The organism is Variovorax durovernensis (assembly GCF_977011995.1).
In genome coordinates, this window is the sequence record NZ_CDRNCW010000001.1 from 6586736 (window position 1) to 6611605 (window position 24870).

Here is a 24870-nt window from a genome sequence, read left to right on the forward strand (position 1 = left end):
AGGCACGCGCCATGACATTCATGCCGGCCGAGCACTTCGGCTTTCTCCTGATGGGCGCATGGGGCACGCTGCAGCTCTCGGCGCTGGCCTTCCTCGGCGGCGGGCTGATCGGGCTCGCGGTGGCGCTGGCGCGCGTGTCGCCGGTGAAGGCGGTGCGCGTGGCGGCCGCGGGCTACATCCAGGTGATCCAGGGCACGCCGCTGCTGGTGCTGATGGGCGTGTGCTTCTTCGGGCCCAACATCGCGGGCATCGGCTCGGTACCCGCGCTGGCTGCGGCGGCGCTGGCCATCACCGTCTACGCCAGCGCCTTCCTCGGCGAAATCTGGCGCGGCTGCATCCAGGCCGTGCCGCGCAGCCAGTGGGAAGCGGCCGAATGCCTGGCGCTCACGCGGATCGAGCGCATGCGCCGCGTGATCCTGCCGCAGGCGCTGCGCATCGCGACGCCGCCCACGGTGGGCTTCCTGGTCCAGATCATCAAGAACACATCGATCGCGTCGCTGGTGGTCGGCTATGCCGAGCTTTCCTACAACGCCAAGGTGCTGAACAACTCGACCTTCCAGCCCTTCCTGTATTTCGGGTGCGCGGTGGTTCTGTATTTCATTCTTTGCTACCCGCTCTCGCGATGGAGTCGCGCCCTTGAAAGGAAGCTCAATGCAGCCCGTGGTTGAACTCAACGACGTCCACAAGCACTTCGGCAAGCTGCATGTGCTCAAGGGCGTGTCGTTCTCGGTCCAGCGCGGGCAGGTGGTGGCGATCATCGGCCAGAGCGGCTCGGGCAAGAGCACGGCGCTGCGCTGCATCGACCGGCTGGAGACCATCAACAGCGGCACCATCCAGTGCTGCGGCCACGCGGTGCACGACCCGGCCCTGAACCTGCGCGCGCTGCGCAAGGACGTGGGCATCGTGTTCCAGAGCTACAACCTGTTCCCGCATCTCACGGTCAAGCAGAACATCACGCTCGCGCCGCAGTCGGTGAAGAAGATGAGCGCCTCGGAAGCCGGCGCCATCGCCATGGAAGTGCTCGAGCGCGTGGGCCTGGCCGAGAAGGCCGATGCCTACCCCGAGCAGCTCTCCGGTGGCCAGCAGCAGCGCGTGGCCATCGCGCGCTCGCTCGCGATGAAGCCGCAGCTCATGCTTTTCGACGAAGTCACTTCCGCGCTCGACCCGCAGCTCACCGGCGAAGTGCTCAAGGTGATGGAGAAGCTCGCCTCCGAAGGCATGACCATGATCCTCGTCACGCACGAGATGGCCTTTGCGCGCGGCGTGGCCGACAAGGTCATCTACATGCACCAGGGGCTGGTGTGGGAGGAGGGCGACGCCAGCATCCTCGGCAACCCGCAGACGCCCGAGCTGCGCCAGTTCATCGGCACCGGCCTCTGAGCCGCGCGCCGCCGACGCCCGCTTTCGTTCACAACTCCAGGAGACCATCGATGACCCGCTCTTTCTTCGCCCGGCGCCGCGGCGCACTGCTTTCCGCGCTCGCATTGGCCCTGCCGCTCGCCTTCGCGGGCGCGGCGCATGCCGACCAGCTCGACACCATCACGGCCGCCAAGAAGATCCGCGTGGCCATCGACCTGGCCGTGCCGCCCTACAGCATGAAGGACGAGAAGCTCAACGCCACCGGCTCCGATGTGGAAACCGCGCGCCTGCTGGCCAAGAGCCTGGGCCTCGAACTCGAGATCGTGCCGACCACCGGCGCCAACCGCATTCCGTTCCTGCAGACCGACAAGGCGGACATCGTGATCTCCAGCATGTCGGTCACGCCCGAGCGCGAGAAGGTGGTCGACTTCTCGGTGCCCTACGCCGCCATCCTGGTCGTGGTGGGGGCGCCCAAGAGCATGACCATCACAGGCCCGGCCGACCTCGCGGGCAAGAAAGTGATTGCCACGCGCGGCACCACCAACGACCAGGAAGTGACGAAGATCCTGCCGGCCGGCGCGCAGATCGTTCGCTTCGACGACGACGCCACCTCCATCACCGCCGTGGTGAGCGGGCAGGCCGACATCTTCGCGACCGCGCCGCCGCTGCTGAAGACCATCAACGAGAAGAACCCGGCCAAGCAGATGGAGCCGAAGTTCACCATGAAGGTCAACATGATGGCCATCGGCATGCGCAAGAACGAACCGCGCCTGAAGGCCAGGCTCGACGAGTTCGTGAAGGCGCAGCTCAAGAGCGGCGAGCTCAACACCATCTACAAGAAGTTCCACGGCGCCGACCTGCCGGCCGACGTGACGCGCAACGCAGGCTGATCGCGATGGCGAAGATCGACCAGGTCGAGATCGCGCAGATCGACATCGCGCCCAAGGTCAAGCGCACCGACGCCATCCAGTCCTTCGTGACGCAGGAAACCGTGATGGTCACGGTGCGCTGCGACGACGGCTCTTCGGGCACCGGCTACACGTACACCATCGGCACGGGCGGCTCGTCCATCGTGGCGCTGCTGAACGACCACTTGGCGCCGCGGCTGATCGGGCGCGACCCGCAGCAGTACGAGGCCATCTGGCGCGACCTGTTCTTCCACACGCACGCGACCGCCGTGGGCGCGATCACCAGCCTTTCGCTGGCGGCCATCGACACCGCGCTGTGGGACCGCAACGCGCGTGCGGCGGGCCTGCCTCTTTGGCGACTGGCGGGCGGGGCGCAGCAGCGCGTGCCGGTCTACACCACCGAGGGCGGCTGGCTGCACATCGAACCCGCGCAGCTGGTGGAGCAGACGCTCGCGGCAAAGGCCGATGGCTTCCTTGGCGCGAAGATCAAGGTCGGCAAGCCGCATGTGGCGCAGGACATCGCGCGCCTGTCGGCCGTGCGCGAAGCGGTCGGCGCGGACTTCGAGCTGATGGTGGACGCCAACCAGAGCTTCACCGTGGCCGAGGCCATCCGCCGTGCACGCCAATATGCGCCGCTCGACCTCGCGTGGTTCGAGGAGCCGATGCCGGCCGAGCATGTGCGCGCGCATGCGCAGCTGCTGGCCAGCACCTCGGTGCCGATCGCGGTAGGCGAGTCGATGTACCACCCCTCGCAGTTCGCCGAATACATCCAGCAGGGCGCCTGCTCGATCGTGCAGGCCGACGTGGCGCGGGTGGGCGGCATCACGCCGTGGCTGAAGATCGCGCACCTCGCGGAGGCGCACAACATCGCGATGTGCCCGCACTTCCTGATGGAGCTGCACGTGAGCCTGTGCGCCGCCGTGCCGAACGCGCGCTGGGTGGAATACATCCCGCAGCTCGACGACCTGACGACAAGCCGCCTGCGCATCGAGGACGGCCATGCGGTGGCGCCGGAAACACCCGGCCTGGGCATCGAGTGGGACGCCGACCAGCTGAAGGCGCGGCGCAAGTTCACGCCGCTGGTGCTGCGCGGCTGAGCCGGCCGGTCAGTCGGCTTCGATCACGCTGCGCAGCGACTGCAGGTCGCGCGCGATCCACTGCGCATCGCGCTCGAACGCCGCATCGTCCATGTGCGGCTGGCGCAGCAGCGTGAACTGCAGCTCGCAGGCGTCGGGCCCGACGCCAATCACGCGAAAGGGCAGGTAGACCTCGGGCACGCCTTCGGGCGCGACCCAGTGGTCGAGCACGCCGAAGTCGTTGCGCGGCGCGAAGCGCATGCGGGCGTCGCCGCTCTCGGGCGTGCGCACGATCCAGTGGTCGCCGTGCGGCACCAGCGCGCTCCTGGCCAGGCCGCTGGCCCAGTCGGGCAGGCGCTTAGGGTCGGCCGCCAGTACGTAGGCGCGGCGCCATTCGCAGGCCACGCGCTGGGTGATGACGCGGGACTGGACGGCAGTACCTTCATTCGTCGATTTCATCGAAGTCGCTCCTGAGTACCTTGGACACAACGGCGCCCGAAAAACCGCGCGCCATCAGGAATCGCATCTGCTTCGCCCGTTCCTTCGCGTCGGCGGGCGGGGCGTCGAAGCGGCGGCGCCACAAGGCCGTGGCGCGCTCCACTTCGGTTTCCTGCAGGCTGGCCACCGCTTCGGCGATGGCTTCGGGCGCGATGCCCTTGGCCTGCAGTTCCTGCTTCACCCGCAGCGCGCCCGAGCGGGCCGCGCGCTGGTTGAGCACCGAGGCCACCACGCGCGGCTCGCTGATGAAGTCCTTGGCGGCCAACTCGTCGAGCGCCTTGGCCAGCGTGCCGGGCTCTTCTTCATGCTTTGCCAGCTTGCGCTCCAGCTCCGCGCGGGAATGCTCGCGCTGGCTCAGGAGGCGCAGTGCGCGGCCTTTGAGGGACGGGGCGTCGAATGCCATGCGGGGTAGCTCGCGCGGCCCGGCAGGGGACCGCGCTCGGGGGCTTACTCGCCCTTGTCCGCCTTCTCGGCCTTGGCGGCCTTCTGCGGCTTCTCGGGCGTGGAGCCGGCGTCGGCTGCCAGCAGCGGAATGCCCAGCGACTCGCGCACCTTGTTCTCGATTTCGCGCGACAGCTCGGGGTTTTCGCGCAGGAATTCGCGGGCGTTGTCGCGGCCCTGGCCGATCTTCTCGCCGTTGTAGGCGTACCAGGCGCCCGACTTGTCGACGATCTTGGCGGTCACGCCCATGTCGATGATCTCGCCTTCGCGGCTGATGCCTTCGCCGAACAGGATGTCGAACTCCGCCGTCTTGAACGGAGGCGAGACCTTGTTCTTCACCACCTTCACTTTGGTTTCGTTGCCGATGGCCTCGTCGCCCTTCTTGATGGTGCCGATGCGGCGGATGTCCAGGCGCACCGAGGCGTAGAACTTCAGCGCGTTGCCGCCGGTGGTGGTTTCGGGCGAACCGAACATCACGCCGATCTTCATGCGGATCTGGTTGATGAAGATGACCATGCAGTTGGTCTTCTTGATGGTGGCGGTGAGCTTGCGCAGCGCCTGGCTCATCAGGCGGGCCTGCAGGCCGGGCAGCGAGTCGCCCATTTCGCCTTCGATTTCGGCCTTGGGCGTGAGCGCGGCCACCGAGTCGACCACGATCAGGTCGACGGCGCCCGAGCGCACCAGCGAATCGACGATTTCGAGAGCCTGCTCGCCGGTGTCGGGCTGGCTGATCAGCAGGTCGGACAGGTTCACGCCGAGCTTCTGGGCGTATTGCACGTCGAGGGCGTGTTCGGCGTCGACGAAGGCGCAGGTGCCGGCCTGCTTCTGCATGGCGGCGATGACCTGCAGCGTGAGCGTGGTCTTGCCCGAGGATTCAGGGCCGTAGATTTCGATGACGCGGCCGCGCGGCAGGCCGCCGACGCCCAGCGCGATGTCCAGGCCCAGCGAGCCGGTGGAGACCACCTGGATGTCTTCCAGCGCCTCGCCTTCGCCGAGCCGCATGATCGTGCCCTTGCCGAACTGCTTTTCGATCTGGGCCAGCGCGGCCTGCAGGGCCTTGGCCTTTTCACTGTTGGCGACCGAGATGCTTGCGCCCTTGACGACTGCGTCCATGTGGAAACTCCTTGAAAATCAATGGTTTGTGTCTGGTTTCACCCATCTGCTTTTAACCACAGGCTGGATGCTTGAACAGTAGTGTAGGGGCTGATGCCGCTGCGTAAACCTGTTTTTTGGTCAGTTTGCTTTACCATTTGGCGCATGACCGAAGCCGCCTTTCCGACCGATCCCGACGCCTGGCGGCAGACGCACCTGGGCCGCCTGCTGGGCCATGCCATGCGCCGCTTCGACGAGCGCGTGCTGGAACTGATGGCGCACGACGTCGACGTGCCGCTGGCGTTGTCGAACCTCGCGGCGCGCGCGCAGGTGAGCGCGGCGCACATCCACATCACCCGGCACCTGGCGCGCGAGGGCTCGCGCCTCACCGAGCTGGCCGGGCGCGCCGGCATGACCAAGCAGGCGATGGGCGCGCTGGTCGACCAGTGCGAGGCCTGGGGCCTGGTCACGCGCGGCCCCGATCCGCTCGACGCGCGGGCGCGGCGCGTGCTGTTCACCGCCGACGGCCTGGCCTGGCTCGACGCCTTCCACGGCGCGGTGACGCAGGCCGAACGCGAGTTCCGCAGCAGCGTGGGCAACGACATCGCCACCGTGGTAACCATCGGACTGGAAGCCTATACAGCGGGCTAGACTTCGAGGCAGAGACAAACGTGAACGGCGCCCGCGGGGCGCCCGACACCCCAAACAGGCCGGAGGTGGCGCATATGCGGATTCTGATTGCCGAAGACGACCAGGTGCTGGCAGATGCCCTGCTACGCAGCCTGCGCACCTCGGGCGCGGCGGTCGACCACGTGGCCAACGGCTCGCAGGCCGACACCGCGCTCATGACCCATGACGAATTCGACCTGCTGATCCTCGACCTCGGGCTGCCCAGCCTGCACGGCATCGAGATCCTCAAGCGCCTGCGCGCGCGCGGATCGCAACTGCCGGTGCTGGTGCTCACGGCCGCCGACAGCGTGGAAGAGCGCGTCAAGGGCCTGGACAACGGCGCCGACGACTACATGGCCAAGCCCTTCAGCCTGCAGGAACTCGAGGCGCGCGTGCGCGCCCTCACGCGGCGCGGCATGGGCACCACCAGCAACGCGATCCGCCACGGCCCGCTGGTGTACGACCAGGCGGGCCGCGTGGCGACCATCGACGGCAAGATGATCGAGCTGTCGGCGCGCGAACTCGGCTTGCTCGAAGTGCTGCTGCAGCGCGCCGGCCGGCTGGTGAGCAAGGACCAGCTGGTCGACCGCCTCTGCGAATGGGGCGAGGAGGTGAGCCTCAACGCCATCGAGGTGTACATCCACCGGCTGCGCAAGAAGATCGAGAAGGGGCCGGTGCGCATTGCCACGGTGCGCGGACTGGGCTACTGCCTCGAGAAGATCCAGAACTGACAGAGGCCTCAGTCCACGCGCCGCCCCGCTATGGCTGCTTGCGCAGGCCGGCCGACAGCGTGGAGCCGTCGCTGGTACGGATCAGGAACATGATGTTGCGGAAGAAGCCGTTGCTGTCGAAGCTGCCGGCGGGCACGAGGCCGATGGCGGCCGGCCCCTTGTAGGGAAGATCGGTCCTGAGCTTGCAGGCGTCCTTGGCATCGGTGGCGGCGTTGACCGCACTCAGGGCGAGACCGTACATGTTCTTGCTCGTGCCGGGCTGCGCCTGCGCGATCGTGCCCGAAATGCTGCAGGTGCCGATCTGCACGCCGACTGTCTTGCCGGTGAATGCCCCCTTGTCGTCGACCTCGATCGTGACGCTGATGCCGAAGCTCGTGTCCGTGTTGGCCCACTTGCCGACCACGCTGTCCTGCGACACCGCGAGCGCGTTCTCCGCGGCATAGCCCAGGGGCCCGAATTTCGACGGTTCGCGCGAGCCGTAGGCATAGGTTCCGCTCATCGTCTTCTTCGACTCGAAAGTGCCGGAGCCCGTCACAGGCGAGGCGTCGATGAAGTAGTACAGCGTGTCGGGGTTGAAGGACCAGTCGAGCCCAGAAACCTTGATCGATCCCCACAGCGTGCCGACGACGAACTTGGCGGCCACGGAGCCGTCGGCACCGACAAAGCCGAGGTTTAGCAGCGAGCCGTAGATGCCTTCGCTGTCGTTGCCCACCGCGGCCGTCGAGCCGGGCTGAGGCGCGCTCAGCGACGGCAGCGGTTCGCTGCCCGGCACGGGATCACGGTTCGCTGCCGGTGCGGGCGCGGGCGCGGGTGCCGGCGACGGTGCGGGTGCCGGCGAGCTCGATGGCAGCGGCAGCAACGGCATCCCTGCGCCGCCCCCGCCGCCGCCTCCTCCTCCGCATGCCGTGATGCCCACTCCCGTGGCAAGCACGGTCGCAGCAATCCAGAACGGCCTTGGGCAGCCGCCCGGTAACTTGGTCTTCATGATTCACTCCCTGAGATTTTTCGAATTGCAGAAACTGCGCGCAGAGACTACAACCGGGCGACCGGGTCGACGCCCACGAGATGGGCCGGCGCGACGGCACAAAATCACGCTTGGCGGATATTTCTCAACGCCCTCAGGAACTCCATCCCTTGAAGCTTTTCCAGCGCGCGCAGCGCTCCCTGTTCGGCGAGATCCTCGACTGGATGCTCACGCCGCTGCTGCTGCTGGTGCCGGTGAGCATCGGCGTCACCTGGCTGGTGGCGCAGGGCATTGCCAACGCGCCCTTCGACCGCGCGCTCGAGCACAACGTGAAGGCGCTGGCCGAGCTGGTGACGGTGAAGGAAGGGCACACGCAGTTCGTGCTCTCGCAGTCGGCGCGCGAGATCCTGCGGGCCGACGACGCCGGCCACGTCTACTACCAGTTGCTCGACGGCCACGGCACGCTGCTGAGCGGCGAGCGCGACATTCCCCAGCCCGGCCTCGACGAGCCGCTGCCGCCCAACCAGGTGTTCCTGCACAACAGCGACGTGCACGGCCAGCCGGTGCGCGTGGCCTCGATGTGGCTGGCCAGCGGCAGCGACGACGTGCCGCCCTCGCTGCTGCAGCTGGCCGAGACGCGCGAGAAGCAGTCGGTGCTGGCTGCCGAGATCATCAAGGGCGTGCTGCTGCCGCAGTTCGCGATCCTGCCGCTGGCGGTGCTGCTGATCTGGCTGGCGCTGGTGCGCGGCATCAAGCCGCTGTCGGTGGTGGAGGCGCGCATCCGCGAACGGCGCCCCGGCGACCTGAGCCCGCTCGACGAATCGTCGGTGCCGCTCGAAGTGGTGCCGCTGGTGTCTTCGGTGAATGAGCTGCTGGACAAGCTCAACGACTCGATCGGCACGCAGAAACGCTTTCTGGCCGACGCGGCGCACCAGCTCAAGACGCCGCTGGCGGGCCTGCGCATGCAGGCCGACCTGGCGCAGCGCGAAGGCGCCAACGCCGACGAGCTGAAGCAGTCGCTCAAGCAGATCGGCCGCGCCAGCAAGCGCGCCACGCACACGGTGAACCAGCTGTTGTCGCTGGCGCGCGCCGAAGGCAACAGCGCCAACGTGCATCACCAGCCCTGCGACCTGGCGCGGCTCACCATCGAGGTGGTGCGCGAGGCGGTGCCGCGCGCCATCGAGAAGCGCATCGACCTGGGCTACGACGGCGCCGAGGCGGGTGCACCCGGCGTGATGTTCGACGGCAACCAGACACTGCTGAAGGAGCTGGTGCGCAACCTCGTCGACAACGCGCTGAACTACACGCCATCGACGCCGGAGCGCCCGGGCCTGATCACGGTGCGCGTGCTGGCGGACCCCTTCGGCCACGTGCTGCTGCTGCAGGTGGAGGACAACGGCCCCGGCATCGCCGAGGCCGACCGCGAGCTGGTGTTCGAGCCCTTCTACCGCGTGCTCGGCAACGAGGCCGATGGCTCCGGGCTGGGGCTGCCGATCGTGCGCGAGATCGCGAACCAGCACCGCGCGCAGGTGAAGCTGGAGGACGCGCATCCCGGCAAGCATCCGCCGGGGGCGCTCTTCACGGTGCGCTTCGAGGCCGAGGCGCCTGTCTGAGCCTGGTCAGGGGGAGGGCGTGGGCGCGGCAGCTGCGGGGGCCGGGGTCGGAGACGGCGCAGCAGGCTTGGCGTCGTTGCGGATCTGCAGCCACTCGGGCCGGATCTGCCGCGCGAGACGCTGCGGCTCGCGCTCGTTGAGCCCCGCCGGCGCCAGGTCGAAGCCGGCGAGATCGCCGCGCGCCCACAGGAAGTAGCCGGCGTTGGCCAGCAACAGGACGACGAGCAGAAGGCGCAGCTTCATGCGGATCGGCCGGTCAGAACGCCATGCCGCGAGGGCGCACGCTCACTTCGTCGCTCGAGATCAGCTGCAGCCCGGCGTCGGTGCGCACCTGCAGTTCGCCGCCCCAGGCCACGCCTTCGCACAGGCCGGTGGTGCCGTCGCTGAGCGCCACTTCACGGCCGCGCAGCACGTCGCGCGCGGCAAAGCGTTCGGCGAAGGGCGCGAAGCCCCGCGCCTCGAAATCCAGCACGGCCTGCACGAGCGGCGGAGCCAGTTCGCTCAGCACTTCAGGCGCGCTGGCCTCGGGGCGCCACTGGCGCAGCCAGGCCGGCGGCGTGCGCATGCCGTCGGCATCGCGCGCGCCGATGTTCAGGCCGATGCCGATCACGAGGTAGCGCGACGCATCGGGCCGGCCGCTGGACGGCAGCGCGGTCTCGATGAGGATGCCGACCAGCTTGCTGTCGTTGACCCACACGTCGTTGGGCCACTTGAGGCCGACCTTGTGCGCGCCCGAGGGGTCGAGGCTCTCGGCCACGCTCACACCCACGGCCAGCGACAGGCCCGACCAGTCGGCGGGCGCCAGCGGCAGGCCCAGCGAGAACATCAGGGAGGCCGATGCTTCCTGCCGCGGCGTGCTCTGCCAGGGCCGGCCCAGCCGGCCGCGCCCGGCGGTCTGGTGCTCGGCCACGAGCAGCACGGGCTCGACACGCCCGGCGCGCGCACGGCGCATCAGCTCGGTGTTGGTGGAATCGATCTCGGCCACGGCCTCGACGGTGAAGCCGGGCAGCAGCGGGGCGACCGCCGCGGCGATCCGGTCTTCGAACCAGTCGGCGGTGGTGCTGCTCATGTTCAGTCTTTCCCGGACTTGTCCTTCTTGGCGGATTTTTTCTCCGCCTTCCCGGACTTGGCTTCCGACTTCTTTTCAGCCTTCTTGCCGGCTTTCTTTTCGGCCTTTTTGGCTTCCTTCTTCTCGGCCTCTTTTTTCTCGGCCTTCTTCTTTTCAGCCTTCTTTTTGTCTTTCTTCTTCTTTTTCTTTTCTTCGTCCTCATCCTTGGGCGTCAGCAGCGTGCCGCGGCACTGCTCGGAGCCGCACCAGCAAGGAAATTCGGACAAGAGCTTCGGCGTGTACGGCTCGTCGATGATCAGGCCGTAGTCGTAATTGAGCTCTTCGCCTGCAGCGATGTTGCGCAGCGCCTTGATATAAACGCGCCCATCGACCTCGTCCGCCTCGCAGTTCGGCTCGCACGAGTGGTTGATCCAGCGCGCGTCGTTGCCCTTGACGTTGCCGTCGATCACACGCCCGTCGTCGATGTGGAAGTAGAAGGTGTGGTTGGGCTGGGCCGGGTCGTGCGGATGGCGGCGCAGTGCTTCCTTCCAGCTGATGATCTCGCCCTTGTATTCGATCAGCGTCTCGCCTTCGGCCAGGTCCTGCACGGCGAACACGCCGTTGCCATGGACATCGGAGCGCCGCATCTGGATTCGGCGACCGGCGGAAAGTGGGGTTTTGGAAGGCATCGCCGAAGTCTGTTAGTTTGAATATGCACACATGCGCGTGTGCGCGTGCGCACGCGGGAAGCCGCAGATTGTATGTGGCCCCCACGCTCCCGCACTGCGTGTCGTCGCTGCCCCCCGAGGGGGCCGCAGGCCGCCTTGAGGCGGCTCGGCGGCGACCTGAGAACTTTTTAGGAATTGTTGATGAAGACCTTGGTAATCGCAGAAAAGCCGTCGGTGGCGCAGGACATCGTCCGCGCCCTCACGCCGGTGGCCGGCAAATTCGACAAACATGACGAGCATTTCGAGAACGACAGCTATGTCGTGACCAGCGCTGTCGGTCACCTGGTCGAGATCCAGGCGCCCGAGGAATTCGACGTCAAGCGGGGCAAGTGGAGTTTTGCCAACCTGCCCGTGATTCCGCCGCACTTCGACTTGAAGCCGGTCGACAAGACCAAGACGCGCCTGAATGCCGTGGTCAAGCAGGCCAAGCGCAAGGACGTGACGCAGCTCATCAACGCCTGCGACGCGGGCCGCGAGGGCGAGCTGATCTTCCGCCTGATCGAGCAGTACGCCGGCGGCAAGTCGGGGCTGAACAAGCCGGTCAAGCGGCTGTGGCTGCAGTCGATGACGCCGCAGGCCATCCGCGACGGCTTCGACGCGCTGCGCACCGAAAAGCAGATGCAGGGCCTGGCCGACGCCGCGCGCTCGCGCTCCGAGGCCGACTGGCTGGTGGGCATCAACGGCACGCGCGCCATGACCGCATTCAATTCGCGCGACGGCGGTTTCTTCCTCACGACCGTGGGCCGTGTGCAGACGCCGACCCTGTCCGTGGTGGTGGAGCGCGAGGAGCAGATCCGCAAGTTCGTCTCGCGCGACTATTGGGAAATCCACGGCAGCTTCGCGGCCGAGGCCGGCGAGTACCCCGGCAAGTGGTTCAACCCCGACTGGAAGAAAGCCAACGCGCCGCTGCTGGCCAACGGCGAACCCGACCCCGAGCAGCGCGCCGACCGCGTGTGGAACGAGCAGGAAGCCCGCGCCATCGCCGACGCCTCGCGCGGCAAGCCCGCCACCGTCACGGAAGAAAGCAAGCCCACCACGCAGGCTTCGCCGATGCTGTTCGACCTGACCTCGCTGCAGCGCGAGGCCAACGGCCGCTTCGGCTTCAGCGCCAAGACCACGCTCGCGCTGGCGCAAAGCCTGTATGAGCGCCACAAGGCACTGACCTACCCGCGTACCGATTCGCGCGCGCTGCCGGAAGACTATCTTCCTGTCGTCAAGCAGACCATGGGCATGCTCGCCAACAGCGGCATGAAGCACCTGGCGCCGTTCGCCAAGCAGGCGGTCGACGGCAACTACGTGAAGCCCAACAAGCGCATCTTCGACAACGCCAAGGTGTCGGATCACTTCGCCATCATCCCGACGCTGCAGGCCCCCAGCGGGCTGAGCGAGGCCGAGCAGAAGCTGTACGACTTCGTGGTGCGCCGCTTCCTGTCGGTGTTCTTCCCGAGCGCCGAATACCAGGTCACCACGCGCATCAGCACGGTGGAGCAGGGCGGCAAGAAGTACCCCTTCCGCACCGACGGCAAGGTGCTGGTGAAGCCGGGCTGGCTCGCCATCTACGGCAAGGAAGCCCAGGACGACGAGAAGGAAGACGACAAGGACGGCAAGCGCCTCGTGCCGGTGAAGCCGGGCGAGATCGTGAAGGCCGAGTCGGTCGACACCAAGGGCCTGAAGACGCGCCCGCCGGCGCGCTACTCCGAAGCCACGCTGCTCGGCGCGATGGAAGGCGCGGGCAAGACCATCGACGACGACGAACTGCGCGAAGCCATGCAGGAGAAGGGCCTGGGCACGCCAGCCACGCGCGCGGCCACCATCGAAGGCCTGATCACCGAGAAATACATGCTGCGCGAAGGGCGCGAGCTGATTCCCACGGCCAAGGCCTTCCAGCTCATGACGCTGCTGCGCGGCCTGGGCGTGGAAGAACTCTCCAAGGCCGAACTCACCGGCGAGTGGGAATACAAGCTCGCGCAGATGGAGAAGGGCTCGCTCAGCCGCGACGCCTTCATGCGAGAGATCGCCGAGATGACGGAGCACATCGTCAAGAAGGCGAAGGAATACGACCGCGACACCGTGCCGGGCGACTACGCCACCCTGCAGACGCCGTGCCCCAACTGCGGCGGCATCGTGCGCGAGAACTACCGCCGCTACGCCTGCACCGGCAAGAGCGGCACCGGCGAGGACGCCTGCGGCTTCTCGTTCGGCAAGTCGCCGGCCGGGCGCACCTTCGAGGTGGCCGAGGCCGAGGCGCTGCTGCGCGACAAGCACATCGGCCCGCTGGAGGGCTTCCGCTCCAAGGCCGGCTGGCCCTTCACCTCCGAGATCGTCATCAAGTTCGACGACGAGGCCAAGAACTGGAAGCTGGAGTTCGACTTCGGCGACGACAAGAACGCCGACACCGGCGAGATCGTCGACTTCAGCGAGCAGGACACCGTGGGCCCGTGCCCGGTGTGCGGCGCGCCGGTGTTCGAGCACGGCAGCAACTACGTCTGCGAGAAGTCGGTGCCGACCAATGCACAGCCCACGCCAACGTGCACCTTCAAGACCGGCAAGATCATCCTGCAGCAGCCGGTGGAGCGCGCGCAGATGGAAAAACTGCTCGCTACCGGCAAGACCGACCTGCTCGACAAGTTCGTGAGCATGCGCACGCGCCGCGCCTTCAAGGCCTTCCTGACCTGGAACGCCGAAGAGGGAAAGGTGACCTTCGAATTTGCACCGCGCGAAGGCGGAAGCAAGTTTCCGCCGCGCAAGACCTTCGGCAAGGCCGCGCCCGCGGGCAAGACGGCGGCAGCCAAGAAGGTGGCGGCGAAGAAGACGCCCGCGGCCAAGAAGGCACCGGCCGCGAAGAAGGCCGCCGCGCCACGCAAGCCCGGCGCGGGCCTGAAGCCCAGCGACTCGCTGGCCGCGGTGATCGGCGCCGAGCCGGTGGCGCGCACCGAGGTCATCAAGAAGCTGTGGGACTACATCAAGGCCAACGGCCTGCAGGATGCGACCAACAAGCGCGCGATCAATGCCGACGCCAAGCTCAAGCCGGTGTTCGGCAAGGACCAGGTGACGATGTTCGAACTCGCGGGCATCGTGGGCAAGCACCTCTCGGCGACCTGAGCCATGCAGCGCAGACACTTTGCCGCGAGCGTGGCCCTGGCGGCCGTCGCGACGCTGGGCGCCGCGGGCCTGGCGCATGCGGCCGCGTGGCCCGACAAGCCGGTCAAGCTGGTGGTGCCGTTCCCGCCGGGGCAGGCCACCGACATCTTTGCCCGCGCGGTGGCCGAGCAGCTCGGAAGGCGGCTGGGCCAGCCGGTGATCGTCGACAACAAGGCCGGCGCCGGCAGCAACATCGGCACCGAGTTCGTGGTGCGCTCGCAGCCCGACGGCTACACGCTGGTGGTGGCGGGCAGCGCGATGGCCGTGAACCAGACGCTCTACGCCAAGCCGGGCTTCGATCCGCGCAAGGACCTGGTCGGCATCTCGCTGATCGCGAAGGTGCCGCTGGTGTTCCTGGCCACGCCGGAGAGCGGCATCCGCACGCTGGCCGACCTCACCGCACGCGCCAAGGCAGAGCCCGGCCGGCTGAGCTATGCGAGCGCCGGCATCGGCGGCACGCAGCATCTGTCGGGCGAGATGTACAAGTCGGCGGCGCATGTGTTCATCACGCACATTCCGTACCGCGGCAGCGGCCCGGCGCAGTCGGACTTCCTGGGCAACCAGGTGCCGCTGATGATCGACTCGGTGACGGCCGCGCTGCCGCACATCAAGTCGGGCAAGGCGGTGGCGCTGGCGGTCACGTCGGGCACACGCTCGTCGCAGCTGCCCGACGTGCCCACGGTGGCCGAAAGCGGCGTGGCTGGCACGAAGAATTTCGAGGCGGTGGGCTGGCTCGGGCTGATGGCGCCGCGCGGCACGCCGCCCGAGATCGTCGAGCGCCTCAACCGCGAGGTGACCGACATCCTCAAGAGCGAGCAGATGACGCGCTTCATCCGCGAGCGCGGCTCCGAGCCGGCGCCCACCACGCCGGCGGAGTTCGACCGCTTCGTGGCGAGCGAGATCCGCCTGTGGGGCGCCGCGGTGAAGGCCTCGGGCGCAAAGCCCGAATAAGCAGGCGTCAGGCAGGCGCCTGCGCCTCTTTCGCGCGGTCGACCTCCGCCAGCAGCCAGCTGCGGAAATGATCGAGCGTGGCCAGCTGGCCGCGCCCTTCCGGATAGCAGAACCAGTAGCCCTCGTTGCCGCGGTAGCCGCCGCCCGGCAGCGGCTCGTCCACCAGTCCCGAAGAGATTTCGTCCTGCACCAGGCAGCGCGGCACCAACGCCACGCCCATGCCGACCATCACCGCGCGGATCATGGTCTGGAACTGGTCGAACTGCGGGCCGGCCAGCGGATCGAGACCGCGCACGCCATGCGTCTCGCTCCAGTGCAGCCACGACTGCGGCACCGTGACATGGCGCAGAAGCGTGCAGCGCGCCACGTCCTGCGGCGTACGGATGACGACCTCGGCCTGCGCGGCGCGCGGTGCGATCAGCGCCACGTCACGGCCCGCGAGGTAGTGCGATTGCGCGCCGGGCCAGTGGCCGTCGCCGAAAAGAATGGCGCAGTCGAGCTCGGGCCGCTCGAAGTCGTAGCCGTGCACGAAGGGCACGAAATGCAGCGTGATCTGCGGATGCGCACGCTGGAAATCGGGCAGCCGCGGAATCAGCCATTTGGCGCCGAAGGTGGGCAGGGTGGACAGGTGCAGCGCGCCGCCGCCGTCGCCGCTGGTGATGAGCTCCAGCGTGGCCGCCTCCAGCTGCGCGAGCAGCGAGCGAACCGTCTTCTCGTAGCGCTCGCCGGCTGGCGTGAGTGCCAGTCGCTTGCGGTTGCGCTCGAACAGCGGCGCGCCGATCCAGCGCTCGAGCTCCTGCACCTGCTTGCTGACCGCGCCCTGCGTGAGGTGCAGCGCCTCGGCCGCGCGCGAGACACCGCCGAAGCGCACCACGGTTGAAAAGGCCCGCAGCAGGTTCAGCGGAGGATTGAGACGGCGCAACGACATGGCAGGATGCCCATTAAAACATTCCAGATCAGAATGTTAGCTGGTCTATCCTTTGCTTCTGAAGCGAGGCGAAATCGCTCCTTCTCACTCAATGCACATTGGAATCCACCCCATGCAACGTCGTCATTTCATCTCCACGCTGGCCGCTGCTTCCGTCCTCCCAGGAATATCCTTTGCCCAGGGCAAGCCCATTCGCCTGGTCGTTCCCTTCCCGCCCGGCGGCGCCACCGACATCACGGCGCGCGTACTCGGCGAGCCCGTGGCCAAGATCCTGCAGCAGCCGGTGGTCATCGACAACCGCGCCGGTGCCGGCGGCTCCATCGGCATGGCCGAGCTGGCCCGCGCCACGCCGGACGGCCTGACCTTCGGCATCGCCACCCTGTCCACGCACGGCGTGAACCCGGCCGTCTACCAGAAGCTGCCGTACGACCCGATAAAGGGCTTTGCCGCCGTGACCGAGATCGTCAAGGCGCCGGGCGTGATCGTCATCAACCCGGCGAAGCTGCCGGTGGCCAACTTCGCCGAGCTGGTGAAGTACCTCAAGGCCAATCCGGGCAAGGTGTCGTACGCCTCGCCGGGCAACGGCACCATCGGCCACATGTGGGGCGAGCTGTTCAAGAGCAGCACCGGTACCTCGATGGTGCACATCCCCTACCGCGGTGCGGGCCCGGCCATCAACGACGTGCTCGCGGGCGAAGTGCCGGTGTACTTCGACCAGGTGGCTTCCTCGCTGCCGCACGTGAAGGCGGGCAAGCTGAAAGCGCTGGCCGTGTCGTGGAACGGCCGCCTCGACGTGCTGCCCGACGTGCCCACCTACGGCGAGCTGGGCTATCCGGCCAACAACGATCCGTCGTGGTTCGGCATGATCGCGCCCGCCGGCACGCCGGCCGAGCTGGTGCTGCGCATGCAGCAGGCCGTGGCCACCGCGCTGAAGGACCCCTCGGTGCGCGAGCGCCTGGCGCTGCAGGGCCTGTACGCCTCAGGCACCACGCCGGCGCAGTTCACCAAGCAGATCGCCAGCGAGATCGACAAGATGAAGAAGGTGGCCGAATTCGCACGCGTGCGATTGGACTGAGCCCGGCCTGCCTATGCATCCAGTCCTGAAACTGATTCAAACCCGCGCCCAGGTGACGAGCGTTGCCGGGCACACGCCGCTGGTGCTGGACTCCCCGCACAGCGGCACCGTCTACCCCGAGGACTTCGGCACGGTGCGCGACCTCGCGACACTGCGCCGCGCCGAGGACACGCACGTGGAAAAGCTCTACGCCTTCGCGCCGGCGATGGGCGTGGCCTGGGTGGAGGCGCACTTTCCGCGCAGCTACCTGGACGCCAACCGCGACACGACCGAGATCGACACCACGATGCTGCAAGGCGAGTGGACCGAGCCGGTTTCCACCGACCCGCGCGTGCTGTCGAAGGTGCGCCTGGGCAAGGGGCTGATCTGGAAGCTCACCGACGAAGGCCTGCCGATCTACGACCGGCAATTGCCGGTGGAAGAAGTGCGCCAGCGCATCGACACCTGCTGGCGCCCGTATCACGCGGCGGTGGCGCAGGCCATCGACGAGGCGCATGCGCGCCACGGCTACAGCATCCACATCAACTGCCACTCGATGCCGGCCATCGCGGCCAGCCATGCCACCGACTTCCCGGGCCTGGCGCATGCCGACTTCGTGATCGGCGACCGCGACGGCAGCACCGCCGACCCGGCGCTGTCGCGCAAGATCTGCGAGCACCTGCGCGGCTTCGGCTACAGCGTGGACTACAACCATCCCTACAAGGGCGTGGAGCTGGTGCGCCGCAACGGCGACCCGGCCGGCAACCGGCACAGCATCCAGGTGGAGATCAACCGCAAGCTCTACATGGACGAGACCACGCTGGCGCTGGACGAAGCCGGCGCCGAGCGGCTGCAGGGGCACCTGCGCTCGCTGGTGGAGATGCTGCTGGCGACGGACCCGCGCTGAGCGGCCTGCCGCGGGGCAACAACCCTGCCGGCCCCGGTGTGTTGTTACACGAGGGGCCGGGCCGGCGGCCTATAGTGGAAACGGTCATGACCCACCAAATCTCTTGGAGTTTCCAGTGAAGCCATTCATTGCAGCTGTTCTTGCCGTCGCGATGGGCGCGCTCGTCGCGGGTTGCGCGGGCACCGGTTCGGCCGGCAGCGCCAATGCATCGAGCGCCGCCACGCCCACGGGCGGCAGCGGCGTCACCGTGTTCGGCACCATCGACGCCAGCGTCACCGGCACCAGGAACAGCTCGCGCTGATTCAGCGGACCACGCCGGCCAGGTAGCCGTGCAGCGCGCCGCGCAGCTGGCGTGACAGCGCCTGCAGGTCGGGCCGTCCGCCGGTGCCGATGTGCGTGTGCGCCACCAAGCCGTAGAGGATGGTCTGGCAGACGCGCGCAATCTCCTTCTTCGGGCCATCGGCCGCCATGTCGCAGGCGGCTTCGAGCACACCCACCCACTCGGCCACGAAACGGTCGTACATCTTGCGATAGGCCTCGGCGCTGGAGAGGTGCCGCTCCAGCAGGTAGTGCGCGCCCCAGGCCAGCGGCTGATCGCGGTGCGCCTCGACCTGCGCATCGATCACCGCATCGACGATCTCCCGCAGCGGCCGCCCCGCATGCGCGGCCACGGTCTCGCGGATGCCCAGCAGCAGCGCCTTGGAGCGCAGGTGCAGGCACACGCGCGCCAGGTCGTCCTTGTTCTCGAAATATTCGTAGAAGCTGCCGAGCCCCGTGCCCGCGACGGACACGATTTCGCGGATGGTGATGGCGGCATAGCCGCGCTCGACCAAAAGCCGAACAAAGGCTTCCTGCAGCGCCTGCGAGGTGTGGCGCGCGCGGGACTGGCGCGGCTTTCTCCTCGGTGCGGCGGCCGGCGCGCGGGTGCTGCTGCTCATCGCCGCCGAACCCGAACACCTTGCGCCCGGCTTGTTCCTAGAATTTTTGGACCCATCGAACCGATTCTGCAATGGCCATCGACGAACCGACTCCGGACACATCCCACCCCGCCGTCTACGCCAGCCAGGGCGCCGACGCCTGGCAGCCCAGCGCGCTCTCGCGCGGCCCCTGGGACCCGCGCGCGCAGCACGGCGGCGCACCCTGCGCCCTGCTGGCGCATGTGGCAGAGCGGGCCGCGCCCGGCCCGGGATGGCAACTGGCGCGGCTCACGGTCGAGCTCGTGAAGCCGGTGCCGCTGGTGCCGTTGCTCACACGCACGCAGGTGCAGTCTTCGCGCGCCACGGTGCGCGTGGGCATCGACCTGCTGGCGGGCGACGTGGTGGTGGCGCGGGCGCATGCGCTGCTGCTGGCCAAAGGCTCGCTGGCGCTGCCGGCGGACCTGCCGGGCTGGCCGCAGTCGCAACTGCGGCCGCTGCCGGGAGACTGCAGCGAGCGCGTGCGCATTCCGGGCCTGCCCGACGGCGTGTCGTTCTACGGCAGCGCCGTGGAATCGCGCGTGGCCGAAGGCGACTCGACCCAACCCGGCCCCTGCGGCGCGTGGTTCCGGCTCGCGGTGCCGCTGGTGGACGGCATCGCCAACTCGCCCGCCATGCGCGCCGCGGCGGCGGCCGACTTCGGCAACGGCCTGAGCTGGGTGCTGCCGGCCGAGCGCTTCCTTTTCACCAACGCCGACATGAGCCTGAACCTGTTCCGCGCACCCGAGGGCGAATGGATCGGCCTGCGCTCGGCCACCGAGGTGCACGGCGACGGTGCCGGCCTTGCCGTGTCCCACCTGTACGACGAACGCGGCCCGATCGGCCTTGCCACCCAGACGCTGATGCTGCGCGAACGCGCCTGAGCCTTCAACGACAACCGAGAGAGACAACAGCCATGACCACCACCGGCATCCACCCCGACAACCAGGTCCCCGAACTCAAGGACTACAACGTCTACACCAGCGACCCCGTGCTGCGCCGCGCGGTCGCGCGCGGTGGTGCCGCCTGGCGCGACGACGAACTGGTGCGCCAGGGTGCCGAGTACGGCGCCGAAGCCACGCTGCGCGCCGCAGAAGACGCCAACCGCCACGAGCCCGAACTGCACACGCATTCGCGCATCGGCGAGCGCATCGACCAGGTGCGGTTCCACCCGGCATGGCACACGATGATGTCGATCGCCCGGCGCAACGGCATCGCCAACCTGCCGTTCTTCGACGAGCGGCCCTCGGCCTGGGTCGGCTACGGCGCCTCGCTGTACATGCACAGCCAGATCGAGTCGGGCTCGACCTGCCCGACCACCATGACCAAGGCCTGCATTCCGGTGATGCGCCGCAACGCCGCGCTGTACGGCGACCTGAGCGCCAAGCTCGCGTCGAACGAGCACGATGCGCGCGACATCCCGCTGGACCGCAAGACCTCGATGACCGTCGGCATGGGCATGACCGAGAAGCAGGGCGGCAGCGACGTGCGCACCAACACCACGCGCGCCGTGCCCGCAGGCAGCGGCCCCTGGGGCGACGAGTTCCTGATCACCGGCCACAAGTGGTTCTTCTCGGCGCCGATGTGCGATGGGCACCTGGTGCTGGCCAAGACCGACGAACACGGCTCCTCGTGCTTCTTCGTGCCGCGCTGGCGGCCCGACGGCAGCAAGAACCCGATCCACATCCAGCGGCTGAAGGACAAGGTCGGCAACCGCTCCAACTCCAGCAGCGAAGTCGAGTTCAAGGAGGCGTGGGGCGTGCTGGTGGGCGACGAGGGCCGTGGCATCCCGACCATCATCGAGATGGCGACCGTGACCCGGCTCGACTGCGCGCTCGCCAGCGCGGGCTTCATGCGGCAGGCCTTCGCGCAGGCCGCGCACTATGCGCGCAACCGCTTCGCCTTCGGCAAGGCGCTGGTCGACCAGCCGGTGATGACCGAGCTGCTGGCCGACATGGCGCTCGAATCCGAAGGCGCCACGCTGCTGGCGATGGAGCTGGCCTCGCGCTTCGGCTCCGCCGCTCCGCTGGACACGGCCTGGCGCCGGCTGCTGACGCCGGCCGCCAAGTTCTGGAACTGCAAGCGCGCGGTGGCCCTGACCGGCGAGGCGATGGAAGTCTTCGGCGGCAACGGCTATGTGGAAGACGGCCCGATGGGCCGGCTGTTCCGCGAGGCGCCTGTCAACTCGATCTGGGAAGGCTCGGGCAACGTGATGTGCCTGGACGTGCTGCGTGCCGTGTCGCGCAACCCGGGCGACGTACAGCTGGTGCTCGACCAGCTGCAGGACATCGCCACTGGCGAGCCGCGCCTGCAGGCCGAGATCGACGTGCTGCGCCGCATGGTGCAGCTGCCGCCGCAGGAACTGGAGCGCCAGGCGCGCCGCTTCACGCAGCGGCTGGTGCGCGCGGCGCAGGCCTGCCTGATGCTGGCGCATGCGAGCGTGGAGTCCTCGGCCGCCTTCGTGAGCAGCCGCTTCGACCCCGACTGGGGCCCGGTCACCGGCATCAGCGCCGGCACCAGCGATCCCGGCGCGCTGGTGCGCGCGGCCTGGCGCTGAGAGCGCGGCCTCAGCGCCGCAGCAGTGCCTGCTTCAGCAGGCGCGCGGCGCGGTTGCGGATGCGCCCCGGCATGCCGCGCATGCTGCTCGTGCGCGGTGCCACGCGGGCGGTGGCGCAGGCCCAGAGGAAGTCGTGCAGGATGGGCGTGTCGTCGACCGTCTCGGTGCTGCCGTACTTGTGGAACTCGGGATGCCACTGGGTCGCGGCGATGTAGCTGCGGCCGCGGTCGGCCCGGCGCCGGATGGCCTCGGGCACGCGGTCGGGCAGGCTCCAGGCCTCGATGTCGAAGCCGGGCGCGATGTCCTTCACGCCCTGATGGTGGATGCTGTTCACGCGCGCGGTCTTCAGGTCGGGGTAGAGCTTCGACAGGCGGGTGCCCTGCACCAGCTCGATCTGGTGGAAGTTCTGGTCGTAGGCGACCGGGTCGCGGTGCTTGAGCGTCTCGGGGTGCCCGTGCTGCGCTTCGATGTCCTGGTAGAGCGTGCCGCCGAAGGCCACGTTGATGAGCTGCAGCCCGCGGCATACGCCGAAGATGGGCTTGCCGGCCTGCTCGAAGGCTTCGACCAGCGCCAGGTCGTAGAGGTCGCGGATGCGGTCGCCGATCCATGCGTCCTTCAGCGGCACCTCGCCGTAGCTGCCGGGCCAGACGTCGGCGCCGCCGTGCATCACCACGCCGTCGAGCCATTCGGCATAGTGCGACAGCTTGGTGTCGCCGCGCGCGGTCTCGCCGGTGGGGCAGGGCACCATCACCACCATGGCGCCGGCGGACATGAGCCAGTGCGCGATCGATTGCTCGACGTACTGCAGCGTCTTGTTGGTGAAAAGCGATCGGGCCGGGTCGGCATGCGAGAAGCAGGCGGACAGGCCGATCTTGAGCCGGGCGGAAACAGGTTGTGTCATCGCGGGACTGTCGACGGAGCGAACCGGACGGGTGATGCGAAAAGGAAAATCCATTGTGGCTCGTTGGCCTCTCGCACGGGGTCGGACGACACGCCAAGTATGCTTTCAACGCTACCCCGACGAATAAGGAAGACAAGCCAATGAAGACAATCAAGGGTCCGGCCATTTTTCTCGCCCAGTTTGCGGGAGACACGGCACCGTTCAACACGCTCGACGGCATTGCAGGCTGGGCCGCCGGGCTCGGCTACAAGGGCGTGCAGATACCCAGCTGGGACGCTCGCCTGTTCGACCTGAAGAAGGCTGCCGAAAGCAGGACCTACTGCGACGAGGTGAAGGGCACGCTGGCGAAGCACGGCCTGGAGATCACCGAGCTCTCGACCCACCTGCAGGGCCAGCTGGTGGCGGTGCACCCGGCCTACGACGCGGGCTTCGACGGTTTCGCTGCGCCCGAAGTGCGCGGCGATCCGGTCAAGCGCCAGCAATGGGCGGTGCAGCAGCTGCACTTCGCGGCCAAGGCATCGGCCAACCTGGGCCTCACGGCGCACGCGACCTTCTCGGGCGCGCTGGCGTGGCCGTATCTCTATTCGTGGCCGCCGCGCCCGCCGGGACTCATCGAGGAAGCCTTCGACGAGCTGGCGCGGCGCTGGCGTCCGATCCTCGATGCCTTCGACGCGGTGGGCGTGGACGTGGGCTACGAAATCCACCCCGGCGAAGACCTGCACGACGGCGTGAGCTACGAGATGTTCCTGGAGCGCGTGAACAACCATCCGCGCGCCTGCCTGCTGTACGACCCGAGCCACTTCATGCTGCAGCAGCTCGACTACCTGGCCTACATCGACCACTACCACGAGCGCATCAGGATCTTTCACGTGAAGGACGCCGAGTTCAACCCGACCGGCAAGCAGGGCGTGTACGGCGGCTTCCAGAGCTGGATCAACCGCGCCGGGCGCTTCCGCTCGCTGGGCGACGGGCAGGTGAACTTCAAGGCCATCTTCTCGAAGATGGCGCAATACGACTTCCCGGGCTGGGCGGTGCTCGAATGGGAGTGCTGCATCAAGCACCCGGAAGACGGCGCGCGCGAAGGCGCGAAGTTCATTGCCGACCACATCATCCGCGTGGCCGACCGGGCCTTCGACGACTTCGCCGCGGGCAGCGTGGACGTGGCGGCCAACCGGCGGATGCTCGGGCTGGGCTGAAATCTTCAGCGGTGCAGCGGGCAGCCGTTGCGCTCGCTGCGGTAGTCCGACGAGGCCGCATACGCTGCCTTGCGAGCGCGCATCACGTTGCCCAGCGGCCGATGCGCGGCCAGCGCATGCCAGGGGTTGAAGGCCATGCCGTCGTCGATCTCGCGCGCCAGCGCCTCGCTCCAGCCTTCCTGCGGATCGGCGGTGATGCGCGCGACAGCAATGAATGGGCTCAGCGCCTGCGGCCACTCGACCGAGGCGTCTTCGACCGGCATGCGCTCCAGGTCCACGCACAGCTGCACGCGCAGTTCCCACACGGCGGGGTTCGCACGGATGAAATCGGCCACAGCCTCGCGTGTGCCGTCCGGCTTGCCGGCAAGGTCGAGCGGCGCGTTCTCCAGCGCCAGCAGCGCGGGCGAAACAGGGGCCAGCTGCAGCTTGGCGATGTAGGCGCCATAGCGGATCGGCACCTGCGTGAAGAAGGTGGCGCCGAGCGGGTGCGTCTCCGCATGGCCGCCCAGCGCGATGAGCGTGCCGCTCTGGCCGCCGAAAGTCTCGACCGCTTTCTCCACGCCCTGCAGCACGCCTGACAGCACGCGCTTGGCGTTCGGTGCCTTGTCGGTGGTGCCGGCGAGCAGCTTCAGGCTGCGCAGGAAACCCTTCGCGTCGGGCGCGGAGAACACCGGGCCGTCGACGAACAGGAAGTCCTGCGTGGAGTCGCCCTCGGAGCCTTCGACGCGCGGGCCTTCCACGTCCAGCACCTTCAGGGCCATGCCGCGCGGCAGCGAGACGCGATCGTCGAGCATCTCGGCGGGCGGCGTCGACAGCCGCATGACGACCGGGTAGCGGCGCACCGACGCGAAGAGGCCCTGCGCCAGTGTTTCGGGCAGGCCATCGAGCACGCTCAGTTCACCGCGCAACAGGCCGTGGCTCTTGGCGTGCACCGCGCGCATGGCATGGCCCGTGTGGTCGGCCATGGTTTTCTCCATGTCGACGAGCGTAGCCACCAGGTCGGTCTGCGTCTGCGCCTCGTCGTCGCGGAAGGTTTCCACGGCAGGGTCGTAGCGCACGGGCGTTGCGGAGGAGAGTGCTGTCGTCGTGTTCATGCCGCGATTGAGCGCAGCCGCATGCGCAACGGCTGTAGGAGCGCAACCCCATTGCGTGCGC

26 protein-coding genes are annotated in these 24870 nt (G+C 68.0%); 15 read left to right on the forward strand and 11 right to left on the reverse strand.

The genetic code is table 11. From position 1 onward, the window contains the following. The first annotated feature begins 20 nt into the window (after positions 1-20). From ACWV14_RS31285 to ACWV14_RS31300, 4 genes are read left to right on the forward strand one after another with little or no spacing between them, the layout of a single operon-like run. Positions 21-668, forward strand: coding sequence for an amino acid ABC transporter permease (locus tag ACWV14_RS31285; RefSeq protein WP_454906142.1), 648 nt, complete (start codon positions 21-23; stop codon positions 666-668). Continuing rightward, positions 652-1380 (forward strand): amino acid ABC transporter ATP-binding protein, encoded by a 729-nt coding sequence (locus ACWV14_RS31290; RefSeq protein ID WP_454905756.1) that lies wholly within the window; start codon positions 652-654, stop codon positions 1378-1380. Before ACWV14_RS31285 ends, ACWV14_RS31290 begins: the two co-directional genes overlap by 17 nt. Positions 1381-1430: 50 nt before the next feature. After that, on the forward strand, positions 1431-2249 hold the full coding sequence (locus ACWV14_RS31295) for a transporter substrate-binding domain-containing protein (protein WP_455342727.1): 819 nt from the start codon (positions 1431-1433) through the stop codon (positions 2247-2249). 5 nt (positions 2250-2254) lie between these two features. Then, on the forward strand, positions 2255-3364 hold the full coding sequence (locus tag ACWV14_RS31300; protein WP_454905760.1) for a mandelate racemase/muconate lactonizing enzyme family protein: 1110 nt from the start codon (positions 2255-2257) through the stop codon (positions 3362-3364). Between the two features lie 9 nt (positions 3365-3373). On the opposite strand, the gene ACWV14_RS31305 is transcribed toward ACWV14_RS31300, so the two are convergent. Genes ACWV14_RS31305 through recA form a run of 3 tightly spaced genes read right to left on the reverse strand, consistent with a single transcriptional unit; the run spans position 3374 to position 5395 of the window. Beyond that, entirely contained in the window at positions 3374-3802 is a 429-nt protein-coding gene (locus tag ACWV14_RS31305; protein ID WP_454905762.1) for an SRPBCC family protein, read from the reverse strand. Continuing rightward, positions 3786-4244, reverse strand: a complete 459-nt coding sequence (gene recX, locus ACWV14_RS31310; RefSeq protein WP_454905764.1) for a recombination regulator RecX — start codon at positions 4242-4244, stop codon at positions 3786-3788. Before recX ends, ACWV14_RS31305 begins: the two co-directional genes overlap by 17 nt. Positions 4245-4288: 44 nt before the next feature. Then, complete coding sequence (gene recA, locus ACWV14_RS31315; RefSeq protein WP_081268704.1) at positions 4289-5395, reverse strand: recombinase RecA; 1107 nt, start codon at positions 5393-5395, stop codon at positions 4289-4291. Positions 5396-5539: 144 nt separating this feature from the next. Between recA and ACWV14_RS31320 the strand changes: the two genes are divergently transcribed. Further along, complete coding sequence (locus ACWV14_RS31320) at positions 5540-6025, forward strand: MarR family winged helix-turn-helix transcriptional regulator (protein WP_422084387.1); 486 nt, start codon at positions 5540-5542, stop codon at positions 6023-6025. Between the two features lie 74 nt (positions 6026-6099). Further along, complete coding sequence (locus ACWV14_RS31325) at positions 6100-6774, forward strand: response regulator transcription factor (RefSeq protein WP_081268702.1); 675 nt, start codon at positions 6100-6102, stop codon at positions 6772-6774. A 28-nt stretch (positions 6775-6802) separates the two neighbouring features. On the opposite strand, the gene ACWV14_RS31330 is transcribed toward ACWV14_RS31325, so the two are convergent. Then, the gene (locus ACWV14_RS31330) at positions 6803-7759 is read right to left on the reverse strand and encodes a hypothetical protein (RefSeq protein ID WP_454905767.1); all 957 of its coding nucleotides are present in this window, start codon (positions 7757-7759) and stop codon (positions 6803-6805) included. Positions 7760-7908: 149 nt separating this feature from the next. Between ACWV14_RS31330 and ACWV14_RS31335 the strand changes: the two genes are divergently transcribed. Then, complete coding sequence (locus tag ACWV14_RS31335; RefSeq protein ID WP_454905769.1) at positions 7909-9351, forward strand: sensor histidine kinase N-terminal domain-containing protein; 1443 nt, start codon at positions 7909-7911, stop codon at positions 9349-9351. 6 nt (positions 9352-9357) lie between these two features. Here ACWV14_RS31335 and ACWV14_RS31340 read toward each other — a convergent pair whose 3' ends face one another. Genes ACWV14_RS31340 through ACWV14_RS31350 form a run of 3 tightly spaced genes read right to left on the reverse strand, consistent with a single transcriptional unit; the run spans position 9358 to position 11088 of the window. Beyond that, a complete protein-coding gene (locus tag ACWV14_RS31340) occupies positions 9358-9594 on the reverse strand; it encodes a sporulation protein (protein WP_454905771.1) in 237 nt (78 codons plus the stop codon). A 13-nt stretch (positions 9595-9607) separates the two neighbouring features. After that, positions 9608-10420 carry a biotin--[acetyl-CoA-carboxylase] ligase gene (locus tag ACWV14_RS31345; RefSeq protein WP_454905773.1) on the reverse strand — a complete coding sequence of 271 codons (813 nt, stop codon included), beginning with the start codon at positions 10418-10420 and terminating at the stop codon, positions 9608-9610. A gap of 2 nt (positions 10421-10422) precedes the next feature. Further along, on the reverse strand, positions 10423-11088 hold the full coding sequence (locus ACWV14_RS31350; RefSeq protein WP_454905775.1) for an SET domain-containing protein: 666 nt from the start codon (positions 11086-11088) through the stop codon (positions 10423-10425). Positions 11089-11268: 180 nt separating this feature from the next. Between ACWV14_RS31350 and ACWV14_RS31355 the strand changes: the two genes are divergently transcribed. Beyond that, positions 11269-14229: a DNA topoisomerase III gene (locus ACWV14_RS31355; RefSeq protein WP_454905776.1), complete on the forward strand. Its 2961-nt coding sequence runs from the start codon at positions 11269-11271 to the stop codon at positions 14227-14229. 3 nt (positions 14230-14232) lie between these two features. Next, positions 14233-15219, forward strand: coding sequence for a tripartite tricarboxylate transporter substrate binding protein (locus ACWV14_RS31360; protein ID WP_454905778.1), 987 nt, complete (start codon positions 14233-14235; stop codon positions 15217-15219). 7 nt (positions 15220-15226) lie between these two features. Here ACWV14_RS31360 and ACWV14_RS31365 read toward each other — a convergent pair whose 3' ends face one another. Further along, entirely contained in the window at positions 15227-16147 is a 921-nt protein-coding gene (locus ACWV14_RS31365; RefSeq protein ID WP_454905780.1) for a LysR substrate-binding domain-containing protein, read from the reverse strand. Positions 16148-16259: 112 nt separating this feature from the next. Between ACWV14_RS31365 and ACWV14_RS31370 the strand changes: the two genes are divergently transcribed. The 3 genes from ACWV14_RS31370 to ACWV14_RS31380 all read left to right on the forward strand — a co-directional run bounded on the left by ACWV14_RS31370 (position 16260) and on the right by ACWV14_RS31380 (position 18409). Beyond that, positions 16260-17222 carry a tripartite tricarboxylate transporter substrate binding protein BugE gene (locus tag ACWV14_RS31370; RefSeq protein WP_454905782.1) on the forward strand — a complete coding sequence of 321 codons (963 nt, stop codon included), beginning with the start codon at positions 16260-16262 and terminating at the stop codon, positions 17220-17222. A 13-nt stretch (positions 17223-17235) separates the two neighbouring features. Further along, on the forward strand, positions 17236-18108 hold the full coding sequence (locus ACWV14_RS31375) for an N-formylglutamate amidohydrolase (protein ID WP_454905784.1): 873 nt from the start codon (positions 17236-17238) through the stop codon (positions 18106-18108). A gap of 115 nt (positions 18109-18223) precedes the next feature. Next, positions 18224-18409 carry a hypothetical protein gene (locus tag ACWV14_RS31380; RefSeq protein WP_422084377.1) on the forward strand — a complete coding sequence of 62 codons (186 nt, stop codon included), beginning with the start codon at positions 18224-18226 and terminating at the stop codon, positions 18407-18409. Between the two features lies 1 nt (position 18410). Here the strand turns inward: ACWV14_RS31380 and ACWV14_RS31385 are convergent, their stop codons facing one another. Further along, complete coding sequence (locus ACWV14_RS31385; RefSeq protein ID WP_454905786.1) at positions 18411-19046, reverse strand: TetR/AcrR family transcriptional regulator; 636 nt, start codon at positions 19044-19046, stop codon at positions 18411-18413. A 71-nt stretch (positions 19047-19117) separates the two neighbouring features. Here ACWV14_RS31385 and ACWV14_RS31390 point away from each other — a divergent pair, with 71 nt between their 5' ends. After that, positions 19118-19945 carry a thioesterase family protein gene (locus ACWV14_RS31390; protein ID WP_454905788.1) on the forward strand — a complete coding sequence of 276 codons (828 nt, stop codon included), beginning with the start codon at positions 19118-19120 and terminating at the stop codon, positions 19943-19945. A gap of 32 nt (positions 19946-19977) precedes the next feature. After that, complete coding sequence (locus ACWV14_RS31395; RefSeq protein WP_454905790.1) at positions 19978-21618, forward strand: acyl-CoA dehydrogenase family protein; 1641 nt, start codon at positions 19978-19980, stop codon at positions 21616-21618. A 10-nt stretch (positions 21619-21628) separates the two neighbouring features. Here ACWV14_RS31395 and ACWV14_RS31400 read toward each other — a convergent pair whose 3' ends face one another. Continuing rightward, on the reverse strand, positions 21629-22519 hold the full coding sequence (locus ACWV14_RS31400) for a gamma-glutamyl-gamma-aminobutyrate hydrolase family protein (RefSeq protein WP_454905792.1): 891 nt from the start codon (positions 22517-22519) through the stop codon (positions 21629-21631). Positions 22520-22659: 140 nt separating this feature from the next. Here ACWV14_RS31400 and ACWV14_RS31405 point away from each other — a divergent pair, with 140 nt between their 5' ends. After that, complete coding sequence (locus ACWV14_RS31405) at positions 22660-23715, forward strand: sugar phosphate isomerase/epimerase family protein (RefSeq protein WP_454905794.1); 1056 nt, start codon at positions 22660-22662, stop codon at positions 23713-23715. 5 nt (positions 23716-23720) lie between these two features. Here the strand turns inward: ACWV14_RS31405 and ACWV14_RS31410 are convergent, their stop codons facing one another. Further along, positions 23721-24809 carry a catalase family protein gene (locus ACWV14_RS31410; protein WP_454905796.1) on the reverse strand — a complete coding sequence of 363 codons (1089 nt, stop codon included), beginning with the start codon at positions 24807-24809 and terminating at the stop codon, positions 23721-23723. Positions 24810-24870 lie beyond the last annotated feature (61 nt).

What these genes read in the sequence shown, in the direction of transcription:
- ACWV14_RS31365 (WP_454905780.1), bottom strand. Translation starts at nt 16,147, where the DNA reads ATGTCGTTGCGCCGTCTCAATCCTCCGCTGAACCTGCTGCGGGCCTTT.
- ACWV14_RS31340 (WP_454905771.1), bottom strand. Translation starts at nt 9,594, where the DNA reads ATGAAGCTGCGCCTTCTGCTCGTCGTCCTGTTGCTGGCCAACGCCGGC.
- ACWV14_RS31325 (WP_081268702.1), top strand. Translation starts at nt 6,100, where the DNA reads ATGCGGATTCTGATTGCCGAAGACGACCAGGTGCTGGCAGATGCCCTG.
- ACWV14_RS31370 (WP_454905782.1), top strand. Translation starts at nt 16,260, where the DNA reads ATGCAACGTCGTCATTTCATCTCCACGCTGGCCGCTGCTTCCGTCCTC.
- ACWV14_RS31305 (WP_454905762.1), bottom strand. Translation starts at nt 3,802, where the DNA reads ATGAAATCGACGAATGAAGGTACTGCCGTCCAGTCCCGCGTCATCACC.
- ACWV14_RS31295 (WP_455342727.1), top strand. Translation starts at nt 1,431, where the DNA reads ATGACCCGCTCTTTCTTCGCCCGGCGCCGCGGCGCACTGCTTTCCGCG.
- ACWV14_RS31385 (WP_454905786.1), bottom strand. Translation starts at nt 19,046, where the DNA reads ATGAGCAGCAGCACCCGCGCGCCGGCCGCCGCACCGAGGAGAAAGCCG.
- ACWV14_RS31405 (WP_454905794.1), top strand. Translation starts at nt 22,660, where the DNA reads ATGAAGACAATCAAGGGTCCGGCCATTTTTCTCGCCCAGTTTGCGGGA.
- ACWV14_RS31345 (WP_454905773.1), bottom strand. Translation starts at nt 10,420, where the DNA reads ATGAGCAGCACCACCGCCGACTGGTTCGAAGACCGGATCGCCGCGGCG.
- ACWV14_RS31350 (WP_454905775.1), bottom strand. Translation starts at nt 11,088, where the DNA reads ATGCCTTCCAAAACCCCACTTTCCGCCGGTCGCCGAATCCAGATGCGG.
- ACWV14_RS31320 (WP_422084387.1), top strand. Translation starts at nt 5,540, where the DNA reads ATGACCGAAGCCGCCTTTCCGACCGATCCCGACGCCTGGCGGCAGACG.
- ACWV14_RS31410 (WP_454905796.1), bottom strand. Translation starts at nt 24,809, where the DNA reads ATGAACACGACGACAGCACTCTCCTCCGCAACGCCCGTGCGCTACGAC.
- ACWV14_RS31355 (WP_454905776.1), top strand. Translation starts at nt 11,269, where the DNA reads ATGAAGACCTTGGTAATCGCAGAAAAGCCGTCGGTGGCGCAGGACATC.
- ACWV14_RS31400 (WP_454905792.1), bottom strand. Translation starts at nt 22,519, where the DNA reads ATGACACAACCTGTTTCCGCCCGGCTCAAGATCGGCCTGTCCGCCTGC.
- ACWV14_RS31290 (WP_454905756.1), top strand. Translation starts at nt 652, where the DNA reads ATGCAGCCCGTGGTTGAACTCAACGACGTCCACAAGCACTTCGGCAAG.
- recX (WP_454905764.1), bottom strand. Translation starts at nt 4,244, where the DNA reads ATGGCATTCGACGCCCCGTCCCTCAAAGGCCGCGCACTGCGCCTCCTG.
- ACWV14_RS31390 (WP_454905788.1), top strand. Translation starts at nt 19,118, where the DNA reads ATGGCCATCGACGAACCGACTCCGGACACATCCCACCCCGCCGTCTAC.
- recA (WP_081268704.1), bottom strand. Translation starts at nt 5,395, where the DNA reads ATGGACGCAGTCGTCAAGGGCGCAAGCATCTCGGTCGCCAACAGTGAA.
- ACWV14_RS31375 (WP_454905784.1), top strand. Translation starts at nt 17,236, where the DNA reads ATGCATCCAGTCCTGAAACTGATTCAAACCCGCGCCCAGGTGACGAGC.
- ACWV14_RS31395 (WP_454905790.1), top strand. Translation starts at nt 19,978, where the DNA reads ATGACCACCACCGGCATCCACCCCGACAACCAGGTCCCCGAACTCAAG.
- ACWV14_RS31285 (WP_454906142.1), top strand. Translation starts at nt 21, where the DNA reads ATGCCGGCCGAGCACTTCGGCTTTCTCCTGATGGGCGCATGGGGCACG.
- ACWV14_RS31300 (WP_454905760.1), top strand. Translation starts at nt 2,255, where the DNA reads ATGGCGAAGATCGACCAGGTCGAGATCGCGCAGATCGACATCGCGCCC.
- ACWV14_RS31330 (WP_454905767.1), bottom strand. Translation starts at nt 7,759, where the DNA reads ATGAAGACCAAGTTACCGGGCGGCTGCCCAAGGCCGTTCTGGATTGCT.
- ACWV14_RS31360 (WP_454905778.1), top strand. Translation starts at nt 14,233, where the DNA reads ATGCAGCGCAGACACTTTGCCGCGAGCGTGGCCCTGGCGGCCGTCGCG.